Raw genomic sequence first — 20218 nt, forward strand, 5'->3', positions numbered from 1 at the left:
CGCGAGCGAAAGCAGGTTGTCTTCACACGCAGAAACCCCCGCAGCTCATCATCGACACGCATCCGGTCGCAGCACCGCTGTTCCTTATCACTGGTCACCCGAGTAGCAGTACCGGGCTGTCACAGCACACCGGTACTCGTCTCAGGACAACGGAGCGTCGTAGATGAGTAACAAGAACAACGATGAGTTGCAGCGGCAGGCCTCGGAGAACACCCTGGGGCTGAACCCGGTCATCGGCATTCGCCGTAAGGATTTGCTCACGTCGGCGCGCACGGTATTGCGCCAGGCGGTTCGCCAGCCATTGCACAGTGCCAAGCACGTGGCGCATTTCGGCCTGGAACTGAAGAACGTGCTGCTGGGCAAATCCAGCCTGCAGCCCGGTGGCGACGACCGTCGCTTCCAGGACCCGGCCTGGAGCCACAACCCACTGTACCGGCGCTACCTGCAGACGTACCTGGCCTGGCGCAAGGAGCTCAACGACTGGATCGGCGAAAGCGACCTGTCGCCCCAGGACATCACCCGTGGCCAGTTCGTCATCAACCTGATGACCGAAGCCATGGCACCGACCAACACCCTCTCCAACCCGGCGGCGATCAAGCGCTTCTTCGAAACCGGCGGCAAGAGCCTGCTCGACGGGCTGTCCAACCTCGCCAAGGACATGGTCAACAACGGCGGCATGCCCAGCCAGGTGAACATGGAAGCCTTCGAGGTGGGCAAGAACCTGGGCACCAGCGAAGGCGCGGTGGTGTACCGCAACGACGTGCTCGAACTGATCCAGTACAAACCCATCACCGAGCAGGTGCACAGCCGCCCGCTGCTGGTGGTGCCGCCGCAGATCAACAAGTTCTACGTGTTCGACCTGAGCCCGGAAAAGAGCCTGGCGCGCTTCTGCCTGCGCTCGCAGCAGCAGACCTTCATCATCAGCTGGCGCAACCCGACCAAGGCCCAGCGCGAGTGGGGCCTGTCCACCTACATCGACGCCCTCAAGGAAGCGGTCGACGCGGTGCTGGCGATCACCGGCAGCAAGGACCTGAACATGCTCGGCGCCTGCTCCGGGGGCATCACCTGCACCGCGCTGGTGGGCCACTACGCGGCCCTGGGCGAGAAGAAGGTCAACGCCCTGACCCTGCTGGTCAGCGTGCTCGACACCACGATCGACACCGAGGTGGCGCTGTTCGTCGACGAGCAGACGCTGGAAGCCGCCAAGCGCCACTCCTACCAGTCCGGGGTGCTCGAGGGCAGCGACATGGCCAAGGTGTTCGCCTGGATGCGCCCCAACGACCTGATCTGGAACTACTGGGTCAACAACTACCTGCTGGGCAATTCACCGCCCGTGTTCGACATCCTGTTCTGGAACAACGACACCACGCGCCTGCCGGCCGCCTTCCACGGCGACCTGATCGAAATGTTCAAGAACAACCCGCTGATCCGCGCCAATGCCCTGGAGGTGTGCGGCACCGCCATCGACCTGAAGCAGGTCGACTGCGACATCTTCAGCGTCGCCGGTACCGCCGACCACATCACCCCGTGGCAGTCGTGCTACCGCTCGGCGCACCTGTTCGGCGGCAAGATCGAATTCGTGCTGTCCAACAGCGGCCATATCCAGAGCATCCTCAACCCGCCGGGCAACCCCAAGGCGCGCTTCATGACCGGTGAAGACCGCCCGGACGACCCGCTGGCCTGGCAGGAGAACGCGGTCAAGCACGCCGACTCCTGGTGGCTGCACTGGCAGACGTGGCTGGGCGATCGCGCCGGGGAACTGAAGAAGGCGCCGACCCGCCTGGGCAACCGCACCTATGGCGCAGGCGAGGCCGCACCGGGAACCTACGTGCACGAGCGTTGAGCCCAACCGCCGTGATGTGCCGGCAGGCGCATCGCGGCGCTACCTTCACCCCAGAGTCACGCGTATGCCGCAACCCTACATCTTCCGCACCGTCGAGCTGGACGATCAGTCCATCCGCACCGCGGTGCGCCCGGGCAAGCCGCACCTGACGCCGCTGCTGATCTTCAACGGCATCGGCGCCAACCTCGAACTGGTGTTCCCCTTCATCGAGGCGCTGGACCCGGACCTGGAAGTGATCGCCTTCGACGTGCCCGGGGTCGGCGGCTCGTCGACGCCGCGTCACCCGTACCGCTTCCCCGGCCTGGCCAAGTTGACCGCGCGCATGCTCGACTACCTCGACTACGGCCAGGTCAATGCCATCGGTGTGTCCTGGGGCGGGGCGCTTGCCCAGCAGTTCGCCCACGACTACCCCGAACGCTGCAAGAAGCTGGTGCTGGCCGCCACCGCCGCCGGTGCGGTGATGGTGCCGGGCAAGCCCAAGGTGCTGTGGCTGATGGCCAGCCCCCGGCGTTACATCCAGCCCTCCCACGTGATCCGCATCGCCCCCATGATCTATGGCGGTGCCTTTCGCCGCGACCCGGACCTGGCGCTGCACCACGCCTCGAAAGTGCGCTCCGGCGGCAAGATGGGCTACTACTGGCAGCTGTTCGCCGGGCTCGGCTGGACCAGCATCCACTGGCTGCACAAGATCCAACAACCCACCCTGGTGCTGGCCGGCGACGACGACCCGCTGATCCCCCTGGTCAACATGCGCCTGCTGGCCTGGCGGATTCCCAATGCCCAGCTACACATAATCGACGATGGCCACCTGTTCCTGATCACCCGGGCCGAGGCCGTCGCCCCGATCATCATGAAATTCCTCCAGCAAGAGCGCCAGCGCGCGGTCATGCACCCCCGGCCCGCCTCGGGCGGCTGATGCAGACGCGCTGGCGTCTGTGGGAGCGGCTTTAGCCGCGAAGCAAGCGACACGGTGAATGGCACCGGCTACGCCGGTGTTCGCGGCTAACGCCGCTCCCACAGGTCTCTGGTGGGTCAGGCAGTGATGCGCAGCACCACCAGAGCGGCCCGATTGCTATAACGATGGAGTGTTGGCATGAAAGACAAACCGGCAACAGGGACGATACCGGTCCCGGCCACCAGCATGAACGTGCAGAACGCGATCACTGGCCTGCGCGGCCGCGACCTGCTTTCGACGCTGCGCCATGTCGGTCGCCATGGCCTGCGCCACCCGCTGCACACGGCAAAACACCTGCTGGAGCTGGGCGGCACCCTGGGCCGGGTGATGCTCGGCGACACCCCCTTCCAGCCGCACGCGCGCGACAGCCGCTTCAGTGACCCCACCTGGAGCCAGAACCCGTTCTACCGGCGCAGCCTGCAGGCCTACCTGGCCTGGCAGAAACAGACCCGCCTGTGGGTCGAGGAAAGCTCGCTGTCCCACGATGATCGCGTGCGCGCGCAGTTCCTGTTCAACCTGATCAACGACGCCATCGCCCCGAGCAACTCGCTGCTCAATCCGCTGGCGGTCAAGGAGCTGCTCAACACCGGCGGCCAGAGCCTGCTGCGTGGCGTTGGCCACTTGCTCGACGACCTGCGCCACAACGACGGGCTGCCACGCCAGGTGGACGAGCGCGCCTTCGAGGTCGGCGGCAACCTCGCCGCCACGCCTGGCGCGGTGGTGTTTCGCAATGAGCTGCTGGAGCTGATCCAGTACAAGCCGATGAGCGAAAAGCAGTACGCCCGGCCAGTGCTGGTGGTGCCGCCGCAGATCAACAAGTTCTACATCTTCGACCTCAGCCCGACCAACAGCTTCGTCCAGTACATGCTCAAGAACGGCCTGCAGGTATTCATGATCAGCTGGCGCAACCCCGACCCGCGCCATCGCGAGTGGGGCCTGTCGAGCTACGTGCAGGCCCTGGAAGAGGCGCTCAACGCCTGCCGCAGCGTCAGCGGCAGCCGCGACCCGAACCTGATGGGCGCCTGCGCCGGCGGCCTGACCATGGCCGCGCTGCAGGGCCACCTGCAAGCCAAGAACCAACTGCGCAAGGTGCGCAGCGCCACCTACCTGGTGAGCCTGCTCGACAGCCAGTTCGACAGCCCCGCCAGCCTGTTCGCCGACGAACAGACCATCGAGGCGGCCAAGCGCCGCTCGTATCAGCGCGGCGTGCTCGACGGCGGCGAGGTGGCGCGGATCTTCGCCTGGATGCGGCCCAACGACCTGATCTGGAACTACTGGGTCAACAACTACCTGATGGGCAAGACCCCGCCGGCCTTCGACATCCTCTACTGGAACGCCGACAACACCCGCCTGCCGGCCGCCCTGCACGGCGACCTGCTGGACTTTTTCAAGCACAACCCGTTGCCCCACCCCGACGGGCTGGAGGTGTGCGGCACGCCCATCGACCTCAAGCAGGTCGACCTGGACAGCTTCACCGTGGCCGGCAGCAACGACCACATCACCCCCTGGGACGCGGTGTACCGCTCGGCCCTGCTGCTGGGTGGCGAGCGACGCTTCGTGCTGTCGCACAGCGGGCATATCCAGAGCATCATCAACCCGCCCGGCAACCCCAAGGCCTATTACCTGGATAACCCCAAGCTGTCCGGTGACCCGCGCGCCTGGTTCTACGATGCCGAGCGCCGCGACGGCAGTTGGTGGCCGCAGTGGCTGGAGTGGATCAGCCAGCGCTCCGGTACGCTCAAGGCACCGCGCACCGAGCTGGGCAACGCCACCTACCCACCGCTGGCCCCCGCGCCAGGCACCTACGTACTGGCACGCTGACTGAATGAAGACCCGCGACCGCATCCTCGAATGCGCCCTGCTGCTGTTCAACCGCCAGGGCGAACCTAACGTCTCGACCCTGGAGATCGCCAACGAACTGGGGATCAGCCCAGGCAACCTGTACTACCACTTCCACGGCAAGGAGCCGCTGGTGATCGGCCTGTTCGAGCGCTTCGAAGAACAGCTGATGCCGCTGCTCGACCCACCGCTGGACGTGCGCCTGGACGCCGAGGACTACTGGCTGTTCCTGCACCTGATCGTCGAGCGCATGGCCCAGTACCGCTTCCTGTTCCAGGACCTGTCCAACCTCACCGGGCGCCTGCCCAAGCTGGCGCGGGGCATGCGCAGCCTGATCAACGCGCTCAAGCGCACCCTCGCCGCGCTGCTGGCCAGCCTCAAGAGCCAGGGCCTGGTGACCAGCGAAACGCAAGCCTTGGGGCAATTGGTGGAACAGATCGCCCTGACCCTGATCTGTTCGCTGGATTACCAGCGGGTACTGGGGCGTGAAGGCGATGTGGGGGTGGTGGTGTACCAGGTGATGATGCTGGTGGCGCCGCACTTGCAGGCGCCGGCGCGCACGGCGGCGGAGCAGCTGGCGATGAGGTATCTGGAGGGGTGAAATGATCGCGGGGTAAGCCCGCTCCCACGTTGGCCTGAGTAGCCATTGTGGGAGCGGGCTTGCCCCGCGATGAAGGCGACGCGGTATCAGGCCTGGGCGGCCACGTTCACCGGTGCCGACGGGGTGGCGCTGGCCGGGGCCGCGCTCGGCGCCGGGGCGGCGGTGGCGGCAGGTGCCGCTGCTACCGGCTTGGCTGCCGCAGGTTTGGCCGCAGGTGCTTTCTTGACTGCTGGTTTCTTCGCCGCTGCCGGTTTGGCCGCAGGCTTGGCAGCAGCCGGCTTGGCTGCAGCGGTTTTAGCCGCAGGCTTGGCCGCAGGTTTCGCCGCAGCGGTCTTGGCGGCCGGTTTGGCAGCTGCCTTGGCCAGTGGCTTGGCAGCCGTCTTGCTGGCGGCGGCCTTGGATACCGGCGTGACCGAAGCGCCGGTCAGCTTCTCGATCTGCTTGGTCAGCGTGTCGACCTGCTGGTGCAGTGCCTTGATCTCGTTGCGGCTGGGCACGCCCAGGCGCGAGATGGCGCTGTTCAGGCGCTTGTCGAAGGCCTCTTCGAGTTCGCTCCACTTGCCCAGTGCGCGTTCCTTGACATCCGATACCCGCGAGGTGGTGGCGGACTTGGCCGAGTCGGCTGCCGAGTCGACGCTTTTCTTCGCCTGCTTCTCGGCTTTCTCGCCATCCTTCACCAGCGAATCGAACAGCTTCGGACCGTCCTGGTCGACCTTGGAATAGATACCCAGGCCAGCCAACCAGATCTTGCGGGAGTACTTCTCGATTCCGCCGATCCAGGAGCTGCCTTCTTTTTCGGTGTTCTTCTTGCCAGCCATCCTGCTCTCCTTATGGTTTGTGCGCGACGCGCTCGAGCAGCTCGTGCAGCTGTTCAAGCTTGATGGACAACGCCTCAACGTCATGTTTAGACGGAATGCCGAGGCGATTCAAGGCGCGGCCGACGCGCTCGTCGAAGGCTTTCTCGATTTTGTCCAGCTGGACCTCGACCTTGCCCCGCACGCGGGTCACTTCCTGGCCAGCTTCGTCGAGCTGGTGGTTGGCCGCATCGAGTTCTTTATGGATGCGTTTCTTGCCGCGCTTCTCGACGCCTTCACCGGCCTTGACCAGTTCCTTGAAGTAGTCGGAGCCTTCCTGGCCGACACGGGCGTATGCACCGATGCCAGCCAGCCAGATCTTGCGCGCGTAACCGCGCACTTCGCCCAGGGTGCCCTGGGCGTCGTCCTGCTTGAGATTCACTTTGGCCATGCTCTGTACCTCATGCTCATTTGGGGAGGGAGGATGAGCCCAGGGTGGTAGGGCTTGAGCGTGAAGGTAGGCGGAATAATTAGAATCCTCACCCTAAGGTGTGGCGATGCGGGGCTAGTGTGTACGGGGATCGTGGGAGCGGGCTTGCCCCGCGATAGCGTCAGCCCCGGCAATCGCTATCGCGGGGCAAGCCCGCTCCCACAAAGCCTGCCCCCGCAAACAGCAAGGACCTCGCGGCCTCAGGCCAGGGCTTTGTCCAGCGCCCGCTCGATCTCGCCCTTGATGGTGCCGCCCATCATCGACAGCATCATGCCCAGCTTGAGCTCGACGCGGATGCTGTCGTCAAAGATGTGCACGCTGCCATTGGCACCGCTGCGGGTCACGTCTACCCGGTCGCCGTTCCAACTGGCCTTGAGGTCGTATTCGCGGCTGAGCTTGTCCACCAGCGCTTCGGCCTTGGCGCGGGCGGCTTCGCGGCCGAGGGAGTGTTTGCGTTCGACGCTGATCTGGGTCATGCGGGTGTTCCTGCTGATGTAGACATAATCGCCATTATGCCCGCCACCCCGCCACGGCACACCCCGCGAAGACAAATCCGCCCGATGCCCCTAGAATGGCGGTAATTTTTTTCTGGTGAAGCGAAATGACCGACCAGCGCAAAGGCGACCACGCCGAACCCACCACCCACTTCGGCTACCAGGACGTGCCCGAGAGCCAGAAGGCGAAGAAAGTCGCCGAGGTCTTCCACTCCGTCGCCGCCAAGTACGACCTGATGAACGACGTGCTGTCCGGCGGCATGCACCGCCTGTGGAAGCGCTTCACCATCGAGCTGTCCGGTGTGCGCAGCGGCAACCGGGTGCTGGACATCGCCGGTGGTACCGGCGACCTGGCCGCCAAGTTCTCGCGCCTGGTCGGCCCGACCGGCCAAGTGGTACTGGCCGACATCAACGACTCGATGCTCAAGGTCGGCCGTGACCGCCTGCTCGACCGGGGCGTGGCCGGCAACATCGAGTTCGTCCAGGCCGACGCCGAGAAGCTGCCGTTCCCGGACAACCACTTCGACTGCGTGACCATCGCCTTCGGCCTGCGCAACGTGACGCACAAGGACGAAGCCATTCGCTCGATGCTGCGCGTGCTCAAGCCCGGTGGCCGGCTGTTGATCCTGGAATTCTCCAAGCCCACCAACAAGCTGATGTCCAAGGCCTACGACGCCTACTCGTTCGCCTTCATGCCACTGGCCGGCAAGCTGATCACCAACGACTCCGAGAGCTACCGTTACCTCGCCGAGTCGATCCGCATGCACCCCGACCAGGAAACGCTCAAGAGCATGATGGTCGAAGCTGGCTTCGACCGCGTCACCTACCACAACATGACCAGCGGCATCGTCGCCGTGCACCGGGGGATCAAACCCTGATGCTCCTGGCCGGCCTTCTCGCCAGCGTCGAACACGGCCTCAACCGGGTCTTGCGCATGGACAGCACGGCACTGCCGCGGCTGGCCGCGCTGGAGGGCCAGGTCATCGAGATCGACTGCGTGCAGCCGGCCCTCAAGCTGTTCGTGCTGCCCGATGAAGAAGGCCTGATGCTGGCCGCCCACTGGGAGGGCGAGGTCGATTGCACCCTGCGCGCCCCGGCCGGGCGCCTGGCCCAGTTGGCCCTGAGCAAGGACAAGAGCGCCGTGCTGCACAGCCCGCAGGTCGAACTGCACGGTGACAGCGCCGTGCTGCTCGACCTGGTCGCGGTGCTGCAGGACCTGGAACTGGACTGGGAGCACGAGCTGCAACGCTGGCTCGGCCCGGTACCCACCGCGCTGCTCGCCGGCCACGTGCGCCTGCGCGCGCGCTGGACCAGGCAAGGCCTGGCCCGTTTCAGCCAGAACCTTTCCGAGTACCTGGCCGAAGAGTCCCGCACCCTGGTCGGCAAACGCGAAGCCGAAGCGGCGTTCAGCGAACTCGATGCGCTCAAAGTCGACATCGAACGTCTCGAGGCGCGCCTGCGCCGCCTCGCCCACACTCTTGATACCAGCGATAACGCATGAAGCTGCTCGCCGTCCGCCGTCTGTTGCGCATCCAGCGCGTCGTGATCCGCTACCGCCTCGATGACCTGCTGTTCGAACAGCCCCTGCTGCCCTGGTGGCTGGCCAGCCTGCGCCTGCTGATGCCCTGGCGCTGGCTGCCGCGCAAACCCCTCGAGCTCAGCCGTGGTGCGCGCATGCGCCTGGCGCTGCAGGACCTGGGGCCGATCTTCATCAAGTTCGGCCAGCTGCTGTCCACCCGCCGTGACCTGCTGCCCACCGACATCGCCGACGAGCTGATGCTGCTGCAGGACCGGGTGCCGCCGTTCGACCCGCAGCACGCCGTGGCGCTGATCGAAGAGCAGCTGGGGGCCAAGGTTGGCGAGGTGTTCAGCCGTTTCGACGTCGAGCCGCTGGCCTCCGCTTCGGTAGCCCAGGTGCACGCCGCACGCCTGAAAAGCGGCGAAGAAGTGGTGGTCAAGGTGGTGCGCCCGGGCCTCAAGCCGGTGATCGCCCAGGACCTGGCCTGGCTGTTCCTGATCGCCAAGGCCGCCGAGCGCGCCTCGGCCGATGCCCGCCGTCTGCACCCGGTCGAGATCGTCGGCGACTACGAAAAGACCATCTACGACGAGCTCGACCTGCTGCGCGAGGCGGCCAACGCCAGCCAGCTGCGGCGCAACTTCGAAGGTTCGGAGCTGATGTACGTGCCCCAGGTGTACTGGGACTTCTGCCGGCCCAAGGTGCTGGTCATGGAGCGCATCTACGGTGTGCCGGTCACCGACATGGCCACCCTGGCCGACCAGCGCACCGACATGAAGCTGCTGGCCGAGCGCGGTGTCGAGGTGTTCTTCACCCAGGTGTTCCGCGACAGCTTCTTCCACGCCGACATGCACCCGGGCAACATCTTCGTCAGCACGGTCAAGCCGTGGAGCCCGCAGTACATCGCCATCGACTGCGGCATCGTCGGCAGCCTCACCGCCGAGGACCAGGACTACCTGGCGCGCAACCTGATCGCCTTCTTCAAGCGCGACTACCGCCGCGTGGCGCAACTGCACATCGATTCGGGCTGGGTGCCGGCGCAGACCAAGGTCAACGAGTTCGAAGCGGCGATCCGCACCGTGTGCGAGCCGATCTTCGAAAAGCCGCTCAAGGACATCTCCTTCGGCCAGGTACTGATGCGCCTGTTCCAGACCGCCCGGCGCTTCAACATGGAAGTCCAGCCGCAACTGGTGCTGCTGCAGAAGACCCTGCTCAACATCGAAGGCCTGGGCCGCCAGCTGTACCCCGACCTGGACCTGTGGAGCACCGCCAAGCCGTTCCTCGAACGCTGGATGCGCGAGCGCATGAGCCCCAAGGCGGTGTTCGGCAACCTGTACAGCCAGGCCGAGCAACTGCCGCACCTGGCCGACATGACCCGCGACCTGCTCGAACGCCTGTCGCAGCCGCACCTGCACGACCCGCAACTGCCCGAACGCCGTCGCCAGGGCGACAACTGGGCGCTGCGCCTGCTCGGTGCCGGCCTGCTGGCCGGCGGCGCCACGCTGGCCACCGGCGCCGTGAGCCTGAGCGCCCCGGCGGCGTGGCCGGCCTGGTTGATGCTGGCCGCAGGCTTGTACCTGATCGTGCGCCGATAGCCAGCCGCGCGGCTGGCTGGCACACTAGCGCACAGGGGCCCGGTACGGGAGCGGGCCCGGTTTGGAGTCGACGATGAAAGACTGGCTGGACGAGATCAAGTGGAACAGCGATGGCCTGGTACCGGCCATCGCCCAGGACCACAAGACCGGGCGCGTGCTGATGATGGCCTGGATGAACCGTGAATCCCTCGTGCTGACCGCCGCCGAAAACCGCGCCATCTACTGGTCGCGCTCGCGGGGCAAGCTGTGGCGCAAGGGCGAAGAGTCGGGCCATGTGCAGAAACTGCACGAAATGCGCCTGGACTGCGACGCCGACGTGATCATCCTGATGGTCGAGCAGTTGGGCCATATCGCCTGTCATACCGGCCGCGAAAGTTGCTTCTACCGCGTCTTCGAAGACGGCCAGTGGAAAATCGTCGATCCGGTCCTGAAGGACCCGGACGCCATCTACAGCGCAGGACACTGAACATGAGCGACACGCTGAACCGCCTCGCCGAAGTGCTGGAAGAACGCAAGCACGCCGCCCCCGACAGCAGCTATGTGGCCAGCCTCTATCACAAGGGCCTGAACAAGATCCTCGAGAAACTCGGCGAAGAGTCGATCGAGACCATCATCGCCGCCAAGGATGCCGCCGCCAGCAAGGATTACAGCGATGTAATCTATGAGACCGCCGACCTGTGGTTTCATAGCCTGGTCATGCTCAGCGCGCTGGGCCAGCACCCGCAGGCGGTGTTGGACGAACTGGATCGCCGGTTCGGCCTGTCCGGCCACGACGAGAAGGCGGCGCGACAGCCGTCTGCCTGACTTATCACAGCCCCTGTGGGAGCGGGTTCACCCGCGAAGCAGGCGCCGCAATGCCGGGCAATGGTTTCGCCCGTGTTCGCGGCGGTTCGGCGCCCCGATGAACCCGCTCCCACAGGTCCTGCATGGCCTGTAGGCGCTTGATCGGTCTCGCTGGCCGACACACATTTTCAGGAGTTTGAGATGGGCATTTTCGACTGGAAACACTGGATCGTCCTGCTGGTCGTCGTCGTGCTGGTGTTCGGCACCAAGAAGCTGAAGAACTTCGGCAGCGACCTGGGCGAATCGATCAAGGGCTTTCGCAAGGCCATGAACGAAGAAGAAAGCAAGCCGGCCGAGCAGACCCCGCCGCCCGCCCAGCCCGTGCCACCGGTGCAGAACACCGCGCAGCAGGCCCAGGGCCACACCATCGAGGGCCAGGCGCAGCCGGTCCAAGAGCCGCAGCGGAAAGACTGACCCATGTTCGGCATCAGTTTCAGTGAGCTGCTGCTCGTCGGCCTGGTCGCCCTGCTGGTGCTCGGCCCCGAGCGCCTGCCGGGCGCCGCGCGCACCGCAGGCCTGTGGATAGGCCGGCTCAAGCGCAGCTTCAATGCGATCAAGATGGAGGTCGAGCGCGAAATCGGCGCCGACGACATCCGCCGCCAGCTGCACAACGAGCACATCCTGCAGATGGAACAGGAAGCCAAGCGCATCCTCAATCCACTGGCGCCGCCTGCCGCCCAGCCCGGCACTGATGCACCCGCAACCCCAGCAGCACCCGCCGCCGACGCAGCACCGACGCCACCTGCCGCTGCGCCGCAACCCTCCGAGCCGCCACCACCGCCGCGAGCCCCATGAGCGATAACCCGGAAAACGACCAGCCGATGCCGCTGGTTTCGCACCTGACCGAGCTGCGCACCCGCCTGCTGCGATGCGTCGCCGCCATCTTCCTGATCTTCGCCGGGCTGTTCTCCTTCGCCCAGCAGATCTATACCCTGGTGTCGGCGCCGCTGCGCGCGCACTTGCCGGCCAACGCGACGATGATCGCCACCGACGTGGCCTCGCCGTTCCTCACGCCGTTCAAGCTGACCATGATCGTTTCGCTGTTCCTGGCGATCCCGTTCATCCTCCAGCAGATCTGGGGCTTCATCGCGCCAGGGCTGTACCGCCACGAAAAGCGCATCGCCATCCCGCTGCTGGTGTCGAGCATCTTCCTGTTCTACGCCGGCATGGCCTTCGCCTACTTCCTGGTGTTCCCGCTGATCTTCGGCTTCTTCGCCAGCGCCACCCCCGAGGGCGTGTCGATGATGACCGACATCGCCAGTTACCTCGACTTCGTCATGACCTTGTTCTTCGCCTTCGGCGTGGCCTTCGAGATTCCGGTGGCCGTGGTGCTGCTGGTGTGGATCGGCGTGGTCGACGTGCAGTACCTGAAGAAGATCCGCCCGTACGTGATCATCGGCTGCTTCGTGGTCGGCATGGTACTGACGCCGCCGGACATCTTCTCCCAGACCCTGCTGGCCGTGCCCATGTGGCTGCTGTTCGAGATCGGCGTGCTGTGCGGCAGCCTGATCCGCAAGCGCAGCCACGAACACGACGAACAAAACGAAGACCACAACGACCAACCGCCAGCGACCCAACCGTGAACCTGTTGCTTCTCGAAGAGGCCGACTTCGTGTCGGCCGACCGCGTCATCCTCGCCGACCGCCGTTTCACCCACATGCAGGAGATCCACGGCGTGGCGGTGGGCGACAGCCTGCGCGTCGGGCGTATCAACGGTTTGATGGGCAAGGCCGAGGTGGTCCGCCTCGAAGGCCATGAAGCCGAGCTTCAGGTGGCCTTCCACCAGCCGCCACCCGCCAAGCTGCCGCTCACCCTGGTGCTGGCCGTGCCCCGGCCGAAAATGCTCCGCCGGCTGTTCCAGACCATCGCCACCCTGGGCGTTGAGCGGCTGATCCTGGTCAACAGCTACAAGGTCGAGAAGAGTTTCTGGCAGACGCCGTTCCTCAACCCCGAAACGATCCGGGAAAACCTCATCCTGGGCCTGGAACAGGCCCGCGACACGGTCTTGCCGGAAGTCATCATCGAAAAACGCTTCAAACCATTCGTCGAGGACCGCCTGCCCGCCATCGCTGCTGGCACCCTTGGCCTGGTCGGCCACCCCGGCCCTTACCCGGCCTGCCCGCGCGCCGTGGAAGGCCCGGTCACCCTGGCGATCGGCCCCGAAGGCGGCTGGATCCCGTATGAAGTCGACCTGCTGCACAAGGCCGGCCTGGCGCCGGTGCAGCTGGGTGATCGCATCCTGCGGGTCGAGACGGCTGTCACTGCCCTGCTTTCGCGAATTTTCTGACAAACGGGTCAGCTTTCGCCCATCAAGTTTCCCCGACGCACGCCGATGGCCTTTGCAACAGAACAATAATCCGCACTGCCACGCGCCGGGGAGTCGTCTATGTACCGTTGGTTTGCCCAGTCACTGGGGAATGTAAGCGTCAATCGCAAGTTGGGGATCGGCTTCGGCCTGGTACTGCTGTTCACCCTGGGCATCACCTTCACCGGGTGGATGGGGATCGACAGCGTGACCAGCCGGGGCGACAAGCTCGGTAATATCTCGGTCATCCACCAGTACACCCAGGACCTGCGCATCGCTCGCCAGCACTATGAGCGCAACCGCGACGAGGCCTCGGTGGCCGAACTGGAAAAAGCCCTGGCCAACCTCGAACGCCAGGTACAGCTGATGCTCGGCCAGATCGAGCTCCCCGCCGACCGCCAGCGCCTGGATCAGCAACAAGGCGCCGTGCGCGAATACCAACAGGCCTTCGCCGAGCTCAAGCAGGCCGGCCAGCGCCGCGAAGCCAGCCGTGGCCTGCTGGGCGACAGCGCCGACAAGGCCGCCGCATTGATCGGCAAGGTTCAGCAGCGCCTGCTGCAGGCCGGCGATATCCAGCAATACCAGCAAACCGTGGAAACCAGCGCCTTGCTGCAGCAGGCGCGCTTCCAGGTGCGCGGCTACACCTACAGCGGCAAGGCCGAGTTCCAGCAGACCGCCCTCACCGCCATCGACCAGGCCATGGCCGTGCTCAAGGCCCTGCCGGCCAAGCTCCCTGCCGAATACGCCGCCAGCCTCGACGATGCCGCCGAGGCCCTGGCCGCCTACCGTGACGCGGTGAACCAGTTCGGCAGCGCCCAGTCCGCCAGCGAACAAACCCTGCAGCGCATGGCCGCCCAAGGCCAGCTGCTGATCAGCACCAGCCAGGAAATGACCCTGTCGCAGACCAAGGTCCGCGACCAGGGCACCCAGCAGGCCAAGACCCTGCTCGCCGGCGCCACCGCCCTGGCGCTGCTGCTGGGCGTGCTGGCCGCCCTGGCCATCACCCGGCAGATCATCGTGCCCCTGCGCCAGACCCTGACCGCCGCCGAGCGCGTGGCCAATGGCGACCTCAGCCAGGACCTGCAGGCCGACCGCCGCGACGAGCTGGGCCAGCTGCAGGCCAGCATGCAGCGCATGACCCAGGGCCTGCGCCAGCTGATCAGCGGCATCGGCGACGGCGTCACGCAGATCGCCAGCGCCGCCGAGGAGCTGTCGGCGGTGACCGAACAGACCAGCGCCGGGGTGAACAACCAGAAGGTCGAGACCGACCAGGTGGCCACCGCCATGAACGAGATGGCCGCCACCGTGCAGGAAGTGGCGCGCAATGCCGAACAGGCCTCGGAGGCGGCACTGATGGCCGACCAGCAGGCCCGCGAAGGCGACAAGGTGGTGACCGAGGCAATTACCCAGATCGAACGCCTGGCCCACGAAGTGGTGAACTCCAGCGAAGCGATGAACCAGCTCAAGGCTGAAAGTGACAAGATCGGCAGCGTGCTCGACGTGATCAAGTCGGTTGCGCAACAGACCAACCTGCTGGCGCTCAACGCGGCCATCGAAGCCGCCCGTGCCGGCGAAGCCGGGCGCGGTTTCGCCGTGGTCGCCGACGAGGTGCGCAGCCTGGCCCAGCGTACCCAGCAGTCGACCGAAGAGATCGAAGAGCTGATCGCCGGCCTGCAAAATGGCACCCAGCGCGTAGCCAGCGTGATGGACAGCAGCCGCAGCCTCACCGACAGCAGCGTCGAGCTGACCCGCCGCGCCGGCGGCTCGCTGGAAACCATCACCCGCACCGTCTCGTCGATCCAGGCGATGAACCAGCAGATCGCCACGGCTGCCGAGCAGCAGAGTGCGGTGGCCGAGGAGATCAACCGCAGCGTGATGAACGTACGCGATATCTCCGACCAGACCTCCGCCGCCAGTGAAGAGACCGCCAGCTCCAGTGTCGAATTGGCGCGCCTGGGCACCCACCTGCAGGGTCTGGTCGCCAAGTTCAGGCTGTAACGCCCGGCGTGGCCGGGCCCCTCAGGGCTACCCGGTCACGACTTCTCCTATGCGTCGAAGGGAATCCTCCTACGCAATTCGCAGGTACAGTCTTACGCCTCCCCGGCCGATGAGCAGGATGTACACGCCCCGCGTCACGCAGGGCGCCCTCATCGCCGGAGACTCACCATGCTCGGACCGCTCAACCGCATGCTCGGCCACCTCAGCGTGCGCCTCAAGCTGGCCATGGGCTTTGCCCTGGTCCTGTTGCTCACCCTGCTGACCACCCTGACCGGCTGGCAGGCCCTGGGTGATGCCATCGACCGCTCGGAAAAGCTCAGCCAGATCGCCCAGCTCAACGAGCTCAGCAAGGACCTGCGCGCCGAGCGCATTACCTTCCGCGTGCTCAGCGACGATCAGAGCCGCACCCAGCTTGCACAGACCATCAAGCAGCTCGAAACCTTGATAGAAACCATGCGCCCACGCTACCTGTCCCCGGAGAACGTGCGCCTGATCGCCGAGAAGCGCGACTTGGTTGAGCGCTACCGGGCTGACTTCGAAAAACTGCAGCAGGCCGTGGCGACACGCCAGCAGCACCACACAGCCCTGCAGCAGCAGGAGTCCGAGCAGGATCAGCACATCAGCGCCCTGCAAGGTGAGCTGGTCAAGCGCTTGAGCCAGCTCGACCAACCGGCCGCCCAGGGCCAGGCACTCACCCTGATCGATACGCTCAACCGCCATGTGGAAATGGCCAACCAGCGCGCCGCCATCCCGGCCTACTACAGCGACCCGCTGCAAGCCTTCGAGGAAGTCGGCCAACCCGCCATGGATGCAGCGCAAGCCACACTCGGGCAGCTCGACCAACTGGTACGGCGCCTGGGCCTGGATGAACGCCTGAGCGCCCCCGTTGCCGCCGGTCTGGCCCGGTACCGCGAGCAGTTGCGCCAGTACGCGCGCTCAGCGATCGCCGTGGAGTTGCTGCAGAACGAGATGGAGCAGCTGGGCGACCAGATCACCACCAGCAGCCGCGAACTCAGCGACAATCAGATCGCCCTGCGCGACGAACAAGCGCTGGCCTCACGCAGCCTGATGACCAGCGTCGCCCTGCTGGCCCTGTTGATCGGCGGCTTGGCGGCCTGGCTGATCAGCCAGCAGATCACCGTGCCGCTGAAACAGACCTTGCTTCAGGCCGAACGTATCGCCAAAGGCGACTTGAGCCAGATAGACGACGTCACCCGCAGCGACGACCTTGGGCAACTGCAGGGCAGCATGCGCACCATGACCCTGAGCCTGCGTGAGCTGCTGGGCGGTATCGACCATGGCGTCACCCGCTTGTCTCAAGCGGTGGACGAGCTGGCAACGGTCAGCGAGCAAACCCAGCACCGGGTCGGCCAGCAGAAGGAAGAGACCGACCAGGTGGCCACGGCGATGAACCAGATGAGCGCCACCGTGCAGGAAGTGGCACAGAACGCCGAACAGGCGTCGCAGGCCGCAACCACCGCCGACCACCAGGCGCAGCTGGGCGATCAGGTGGTGGCCCAGGCCATCGAGCGCATCGAGCAGCTCGCCGGGCAGATGGAGCACTGCCAGCAGGCCATGGCCCATCTGGCAGAAGAAAGCCAGCGCATCGGCTCGATCCTCGACGTGATCAAGTCGGTGTCCGAGCAGACCAACCTGCTGGCGCTCAACGCGGCCATCGAAGCCGCGCGGGCCGGCGAGGCCGGGCGTGGCTTTGCCGTGGTCGCCGACGAGGTGCGTGGCCTGGCCCAGCGCACCCAGCAGTCGACCGAAGAGATAGAGCAACTTATCGGCAACCTGCACAGCGGCACCGAGCAGGTCATGGGGCTGCTCGACGACAGCAAGCGCCTCACCGGACAGAGCGTCGAGCTCAGCCGCAAGGCCGGTGAAGCACTTGGGCAGATCACCGCGACCGTCTCGACCATCCAGGGCATGAACCAGCAGATCGCCACGGCCAGCGAAGAGCAGAGCGTGGTGGCCGAGCAGATCAACCGCAGTGTGATGAACGTGCGCGATGTGTCGGACCAGACCAGCACGGCCAGCGAGCAGACGGCGGCGTCCAGCGTGGAGTTGGGGCAGTTGGGGCGGGAATTGCGGGGGATGGTGGGGGATGGTGGGGAGGTTCAACCTTTGAAGCAGCTGCAAGCTACAAGCTACAAGCTGCAAGAAAAAGCACCACGCGTTGCCTGGGCATTCGCGGTTCGGCTTCTTCTTGTCGCTTGCGGCTTGCGGCTCGCAACTGCTTCAGAGCACCTGGCGCAGGAAGGCTTGCGCCCTCGGATCTTTCGGTGCGTCGAAGAACTGGCTTGGCGGCGAATCCTCCAGCAGCTTGCCGTGATCGAAGAACAGCACACGGTCGGCCACTTCACGGGCGAAGCCCATTTCGTGGGTTACGCAGACCATGGTCATGCCCTCTTGGGCAAGGGTTTTCATCACGTCCAGCACCTCGCCGACCATTTCCGGGTCGAGCGCCGAGGTCGGCTCGTCGAACAGCATCACCTTGGGCTCCATCGCCAGGGCGCGGGCAATCGCCACCCGCTGCTGCTGGCCACCGGACAGGCGCGACGGGAACTCGTTGGCCTTCTGCGATATGCCGACCTTTTCCAGCAGCGCCCGGGCCTTGGCTTCACGCTCGGCCTTGCCGCGCTTGCGCACCACCTTCTGCGCCAGGCACAGGTTCTCCAGCACGGTCATGTGCGGGAACAGGTTGAAGTGCTGGAACACCATGCCGACTTCGCGGCGGTAGGCGTTGATGTCGGTCTTCGGGTCGGCCAGTTGCAGGCCGTCGATGGCGACATGGCCCTGGTCGAAGTGTTCCAGGCCGTTAAGGCAGCGCAGGAAGGTCGACTTGCCCGAGCCGGACGGGCCGAGCACCACCACCACTTCGCCCTTGGCGACCTGGGTGGTGACGTTGTCCACCGCGCGCACCACCTGGCCACGGGTGTCGAAGACTTTCAGCAGGTCACGGACTTCAATCACTTTGCGCAAGCCTCCGCTCGAGCCGGCTGGCGATGTGCGACAGCGGCAGGTTGATCAGCAGGTACAGGCCTGCCACGCAGAACCAGATCTCGAAGGTCGAGAACGAAGTGGTGATGGCTTCGCGGCCGCTCTTGGTCAGCTCGGTGATGGCGATCACCGACACCAGCGAGGTGTCCTTGACCAAGCTGATGAACTGCCCGGCCAGCGGCGGCAGCACGCGCTTGAACGCCTGCGGCAGGATCACGTGACGCATCGACTGGGCGCCGTTGAGGCCCAGCGAGCGTGCCGCCTCGTTCTGGCCCTTGGCGATCGACTGCACGCCGGCACGGACGATCTCGGCCACGTAGGCGCCGGTGAACAATGCCAGCGCCGCCACCCCGGCGAACTCGCGGCTCAGGTTGAGCACGGTGCCGATGAAGAAGTAGAAGATGAAGATCTGCACCAGCAACGGCGTGCCACGCACCAGTTCGACGTAGACCGTGGACAGGTCACGCAGGGTCGGGTTGTTCGACAGCCGGCACAGCCCGGCAAACAGGCCGATCAGCAGGCCCAGGGCGCCGGAAATCACCGACAGCCAGAGCGTGGTCCACAGGCCCCAGGCCAGGGGCCCCGCGGCCCAATGGCGGGTGACACCGATGGCATCGCCTTCGGCGACGTCGTCGCCACGGGCCAGCAGCATGCTGTCCTTGGCCACTTCGATCACCTGGGTGTCGCCGCTTTCATCCTTCAGGGTGACCCGGGCGTTGTCGCCGGACACCACGATTTCCTCGACCGTGCCTGGGTTGGCGGCACGCTGGGTTTCCTCGGCCTTGTAGGCGAAGTATTGCGGAACGCGGTTCCAGCGCCACTCATAGGAAATCATCGAGGTGGCCAGGTACAGGCTGAACGCCAGGCCCACCAGGACCAGCGCGGTCAGCCCATGCCAGGGCCACTGTGCTTTCTTGTGTTTGATCACGTGCTCACTCCAGAAAGCGACAAGCCGCAAGCCACAAGCCTCAAGAAGAAGCGGACCTCACTGCGGCCTGCTTCTTCTTGTCGCTTGCAGCTTGCGGCTTGAAGCTGCCTCTTATTCCATTTCCTTCAGCCAGTCCTTGTTCTTGAACCACTTGTCGTGGATACGATCGTAGGTCCCGTCATGCTTGATCTGGTGCAGGAAGTTGTTGATGAAGTTGATGCTGTCGTAGTCGCCTTTCTTCAGGCCGAAGGCCAGCGGCTCGTAGGTGAAGGGTTCTTCGAGGAACAGCAGCTTGCCGGCGCCGGCCTTCTCCACTGCCACCACGTTGTACGGCGCGTCGTAGACGAAGGCGTCAGCCTTGCCGTTGACCACGTCCATCACCGCTTCCTGCTCGTTGTCGTAGCCGTGGTACTTGGCTTTGCCGATCAGCTTCTTGGAAACCATCTCGCCGGTGGTACCGAGCTTGGAGGTGATGCGGTACTTCTCGTTGTTCAGGTCTTTGTACGACTTGATCTCGCCCGCCAGTTCCTTGCGGATCAGCAGGGTCTGGCCGACCACGATGAAGGGTTCGCTGAAGTTCAGGCGCAGGTTGCGCTCTTGAGTGAGGGTCATGCCGCTGCCGATGAAGTCGAACTTGTCGGTGAGCAGGGCCGGGATGATGCCGTCATAGGCGGTGGAGACGGTCTCCAGCTTGACGCCCATGGACTTGGCCATGGCCTTGAGGATGTCGACTTCGAAGCCGATGATCTCGCCGCGTTTGTTGGTCATCTCGAACGGCATGTAGGTCGGGTCCATACCGACCCGCAGGGTGCCGCGCTTGACCGCGTCGTCGATGGCGCCGGCCTGGGCGGCGGTTACCGCGATGAGGGCGGTGGCACCGACCAGCAATCGCGACAGGTATTTCTTCATCATCACCAAGTCCCCTAGCAAGAAGTACGCAAATTTCTTTTTGTAGGCACGGCCTGACAGGCCGATGCGTAATGTCGCGTAGGATGCTAACGCATGCGCGGGCTG

The 20218-nt window shown here is 65.1% G+C and carries 19 protein-coding genes and 4 pseudogenes; 16 read left to right on the forward strand and 7 right to left on the reverse strand.

What is annotated here, in order from left to right; all coding sequences use genetic code 11:
- Nucleotides 1-163 precede the first annotated feature (163 nt).
- The 4 genes from phaC (EJA05_RS26025) to EJA05_RS26045 all read left to right on the forward strand — a co-directional run bounded on the left by phaC (EJA05_RS26025) (nucleotide 164) and on the right by EJA05_RS26045 (nucleotide 5238).
- Nucleotides 164-1843 carry a class II poly(R)-hydroxyalkanoic acid synthase gene (gene phaC, locus EJA05_RS26025; protein WP_125465842.1) on the forward strand — a complete coding sequence of 560 codons (1680 nt, stop codon included), beginning with the start codon at nucleotides 164-166 and terminating at the stop codon, nucleotides 1841-1843.
- Between the two features lie 64 nt (nucleotides 1844-1907).
- Entirely contained in the window at nucleotides 1908-2759 is an 852-nt protein-coding gene (phaZ, locus tag EJA05_RS26030; protein WP_125465843.1) for a poly(3-hydroxyalkanoate) depolymerase, read from the forward strand.
- A 177-nt stretch (nucleotides 2760-2936) separates the two neighbouring features.
- A complete protein-coding gene (gene phaC, locus EJA05_RS26040) occupies nucleotides 2937-4619 on the forward strand; it encodes a class II poly(R)-hydroxyalkanoic acid synthase (protein ID WP_125860778.1) in 1683 nt (560 codons plus the stop codon).
- A 4-nt stretch (nucleotides 4620-4623) separates the two neighbouring features.
- The gene (locus EJA05_RS26045) at nucleotides 4624-5238 is read left to right on the forward strand and encodes a TetR/AcrR family transcriptional regulator (protein ID WP_125465845.1); all 615 of its coding nucleotides are present in this window, start codon (nucleotides 4624-4626) and stop codon (nucleotides 5236-5238) included.
- 86 nt (nucleotides 5239-5324) lie between these two features.
- On the opposite strand, the pseudogene EJA05_RS28980 reads toward EJA05_RS26045, so the two are convergent.
- From EJA05_RS28980 to EJA05_RS26060, 4 genes and pseudogenes are all read right to left on the reverse strand, one after another.
- Nucleotides 5325-5639: pseudogene (locus EJA05_RS28980) on the reverse strand (hypothetical protein); the annotation flags it as partial.
- 78 nt (nucleotides 5640-5717) lie between these two features.
- Nucleotides 5718-6140: pseudogene (locus EJA05_RS28985) on the reverse strand (phasin family protein); the annotation flags it as partial.
- Nucleotides 6067-6483 carry a phasin family protein gene (locus EJA05_RS26055; RefSeq protein ID WP_125465847.1) on the reverse strand — a complete coding sequence of 139 codons (417 nt, stop codon included), beginning with the start codon at nucleotides 6481-6483 and terminating at the stop codon, nucleotides 6067-6069. The gene EJA05_RS26055 and the pseudogene EJA05_RS28985, both read right to left, overlap by 74 nt.
- Nucleotides 6484-6722: 239 nt before the next feature.
- Nucleotides 6723-6998 carry a polyhydroxyalkanoic acid system family protein gene (locus EJA05_RS26060; RefSeq protein WP_110994133.1) on the reverse strand — a complete coding sequence of 92 codons (276 nt, stop codon included), beginning with the start codon at nucleotides 6996-6998 and terminating at the stop codon, nucleotides 6723-6725.
- A 125-nt stretch (nucleotides 6999-7123) separates the two neighbouring features.
- Between EJA05_RS26060 and ubiE the strand changes: the two genes are divergently transcribed.
- From ubiE to EJA05_RS26115, 12 genes and pseudogenes are all read left to right on the forward strand, one after another.
- Nucleotides 7124-7894, forward strand: coding sequence for a bifunctional demethylmenaquinone methyltransferase/2-methoxy-6-polyprenyl-1,4-benzoquinol methylase UbiE (gene ubiE / locus EJA05_RS26065; protein ID WP_050707258.1), 771 nt, complete (start codon nucleotides 7124-7126; stop codon nucleotides 7892-7894).
- Complete coding sequence (locus EJA05_RS26070) at nucleotides 7894-8517, forward strand: ubiquinone biosynthesis accessory factor UbiJ (protein WP_125465848.1); 624 nt, start codon at nucleotides 7894-7896, stop codon at nucleotides 8515-8517. The genes ubiE and EJA05_RS26070 overlap by 1 nt, the downstream gene beginning before the upstream one ends.
- Nucleotides 8514-10127 (forward strand): ubiquinone biosynthesis regulatory protein kinase UbiB, encoded by a 1614-nt coding sequence (gene ubiB, locus EJA05_RS26075; protein ID WP_125860782.1) that lies wholly within the window; start codon nucleotides 8514-8516, stop codon nucleotides 10125-10127. Before EJA05_RS26070 ends, ubiB begins: the two co-directional genes overlap by 4 nt.
- A 73-nt stretch (nucleotides 10128-10200) precedes the next feature.
- Nucleotides 10201-10593 (forward strand): phosphoribosyl-AMP cyclohydrolase, encoded by a 393-nt coding sequence (gene hisI, locus EJA05_RS26080; RefSeq protein WP_110994129.1) that lies wholly within the window; start codon nucleotides 10201-10203, stop codon nucleotides 10591-10593.
- A gap of 2 nt (nucleotides 10594-10595) precedes the next feature.
- Nucleotides 10596-10931: a phosphoribosyl-ATP diphosphatase gene (locus tag EJA05_RS26085; protein ID WP_125860784.1), complete on the forward strand. Its 336-nt coding sequence runs from the start codon at nucleotides 10596-10598 to the stop codon at nucleotides 10929-10931.
- Nucleotides 10932-11111: 180 nt separating this feature from the next.
- Nucleotides 11112-11384 (forward strand): twin-arginine translocase TatA/TatE family subunit, encoded by a 273-nt coding sequence (locus tag EJA05_RS26090; RefSeq protein ID WP_125465849.1) that lies wholly within the window; start codon nucleotides 11112-11114, stop codon nucleotides 11382-11384.
- A gap of 3 nt (nucleotides 11385-11387) precedes the next feature.
- Nucleotides 11388-11765, forward strand: coding sequence for a Sec-independent protein translocase protein TatB (gene tatB / locus EJA05_RS26095; RefSeq protein ID WP_125860786.1), 378 nt, complete (start codon nucleotides 11388-11390; stop codon nucleotides 11763-11765).
- On the forward strand, nucleotides 11762-12553 hold the full coding sequence (tatC, locus tag EJA05_RS26100) for a twin-arginine translocase subunit TatC (protein WP_125860788.1): 792 nt from the start codon (nucleotides 11762-11764) through the stop codon (nucleotides 12551-12553). The genes tatB and tatC overlap by 4 nt, the downstream gene beginning before the upstream one ends.
- A complete protein-coding gene (locus EJA05_RS26105; RefSeq protein WP_125465851.1) occupies nucleotides 12550-13257 on the forward strand; it encodes a 16S rRNA (uracil(1498)-N(3))-methyltransferase in 708 nt (235 codons plus the stop codon). Before tatC ends, EJA05_RS26105 begins: the two co-directional genes overlap by 4 nt.
- 210 nt (nucleotides 13258-13467) lie before the next feature.
- Nucleotides 13468-14418 (forward strand): annotated as a pseudogene (locus EJA05_RS28990) (methyl-accepting chemotaxis protein); the annotation flags it as partial.
- Nucleotides 14419-14559: 141 nt separating this feature from the next.
- Nucleotides 14560-15273: a methyl-accepting chemotaxis protein gene (locus EJA05_RS28995; RefSeq protein WP_407692109.1), complete on the forward strand. Its 714-nt coding sequence runs from the start codon at nucleotides 14560-14562 to the stop codon at nucleotides 15271-15273.
- 168 nt (nucleotides 15274-15441) lie between these two features.
- Nucleotides 15442-17379 (forward strand): annotated as a pseudogene (locus tag EJA05_RS26115) (methyl-accepting chemotaxis protein); the annotation flags it as partial.
- A 135-nt stretch (nucleotides 17380-17514) separates the two neighbouring features.
- Here EJA05_RS26115 and EJA05_RS26120 read toward each other — a convergent pair.
- The 3 genes from EJA05_RS26120 to EJA05_RS26130 form a co-directional block, all read right to left on the reverse strand.
- A complete protein-coding gene (locus EJA05_RS26120; RefSeq protein WP_125861437.1) occupies nucleotides 17515-18249 on the reverse strand; it encodes an amino acid ABC transporter ATP-binding protein in 735 nt (244 codons plus the stop codon).
- Nucleotides 18242-19204, reverse strand: coding sequence for an amino acid ABC transporter permease (locus EJA05_RS26125; RefSeq protein ID WP_125860790.1), 963 nt, complete (start codon nucleotides 19202-19204; stop codon nucleotides 18242-18244). The genes EJA05_RS26120 and EJA05_RS26125 overlap by 8 nt, the downstream gene beginning before the upstream one ends.
- Nucleotides 19205-19315: 111 nt before the next feature.
- A complete protein-coding gene (locus EJA05_RS26130) occupies nucleotides 19316-20113 on the reverse strand; it encodes a transporter substrate-binding domain-containing protein (RefSeq protein WP_167409836.1) in 798 nt (265 codons plus the stop codon).
- Nucleotides 20114-20218: the final 105 nt, after the last annotated feature.

Source organism: Pseudomonas oryziphila, assembly GCF_003940825.1.
Classification (GTDB): Bacteria; Pseudomonadota; Gammaproteobacteria; order Pseudomonadales; family Pseudomonadaceae; genus Aquipseudomonas; species Aquipseudomonas sichuanensis.

What these genes read in the sequence shown, in the direction of transcription:
- EJA05_RS28995 (WP_407692109.1), top strand. Translation starts at nt 14,560, where the DNA reads ATGAACGAGATGGCCGCCACCGTGCAGGAAGTGGCGCGCAATGCCGAA.
- EJA05_RS26060 (WP_110994133.1), bottom strand. Translation starts at nt 6,998, where the DNA reads ATGACCCAGATCAGCGTCGAACGCAAACACTCCCTCGGCCGCGAAGCC.
- ubiB (WP_125860782.1), top strand. Translation starts at nt 8,514, where the DNA reads ATGAAGCTGCTCGCCGTCCGCCGTCTGTTGCGCATCCAGCGCGTCGTG.
- EJA05_RS26045 (WP_125465845.1), top strand. Translation starts at nt 4,624, where the DNA reads ATGAAGACCCGCGACCGCATCCTCGAATGCGCCCTGCTGCTGTTCAAC.
- EJA05_RS26055 (WP_125465847.1), bottom strand. Translation starts at nt 6,483, where the DNA reads ATGGCCAAAGTGAATCTCAAGCAGGACGACGCCCAGGGCACCCTGGGC.
- EJA05_RS26085 (WP_125860784.1), top strand. Translation starts at nt 10,596, where the DNA reads ATGAGCGACACGCTGAACCGCCTCGCCGAAGTGCTGGAAGAACGCAAG.
- hisI (WP_110994129.1), top strand. Translation starts at nt 10,201, where the DNA reads ATGAAAGACTGGCTGGACGAGATCAAGTGGAACAGCGATGGCCTGGTA.
- phaC (WP_125860778.1), top strand. Translation starts at nt 2,937, where the DNA reads ATGAAAGACAAACCGGCAACAGGGACGATACCGGTCCCGGCCACCAGC.
- ubiE (WP_050707258.1), top strand. Translation starts at nt 7,124, where the DNA reads ATGACCGACCAGCGCAAAGGCGACCACGCCGAACCCACCACCCACTTC.
- phaZ (WP_125465843.1), top strand. Translation starts at nt 1,908, where the DNA reads ATGCCGCAACCCTACATCTTCCGCACCGTCGAGCTGGACGATCAGTCC.
- tatB (WP_125860786.1), top strand. Translation starts at nt 11,388, where the DNA reads ATGTTCGGCATCAGTTTCAGTGAGCTGCTGCTCGTCGGCCTGGTCGCC.
- tatC (WP_125860788.1), top strand. Translation starts at nt 11,762, where the DNA reads ATGAGCGATAACCCGGAAAACGACCAGCCGATGCCGCTGGTTTCGCAC.
- EJA05_RS26090 (WP_125465849.1), top strand. Translation starts at nt 11,112, where the DNA reads ATGGGCATTTTCGACTGGAAACACTGGATCGTCCTGCTGGTCGTCGTC.
- EJA05_RS26070 (WP_125465848.1), top strand. Translation starts at nt 7,894, where the DNA reads ATGCTCCTGGCCGGCCTTCTCGCCAGCGTCGAACACGGCCTCAACCGG.
- EJA05_RS26130 (WP_167409836.1), bottom strand. Translation starts at nt 20,113, where the DNA reads ATGAAGAAATACCTGTCGCGATTGCTGGTCGGTGCCACCGCCCTCATC.
- phaC (WP_125465842.1), top strand. Translation starts at nt 164, where the DNA reads ATGAGTAACAAGAACAACGATGAGTTGCAGCGGCAGGCCTCGGAGAAC.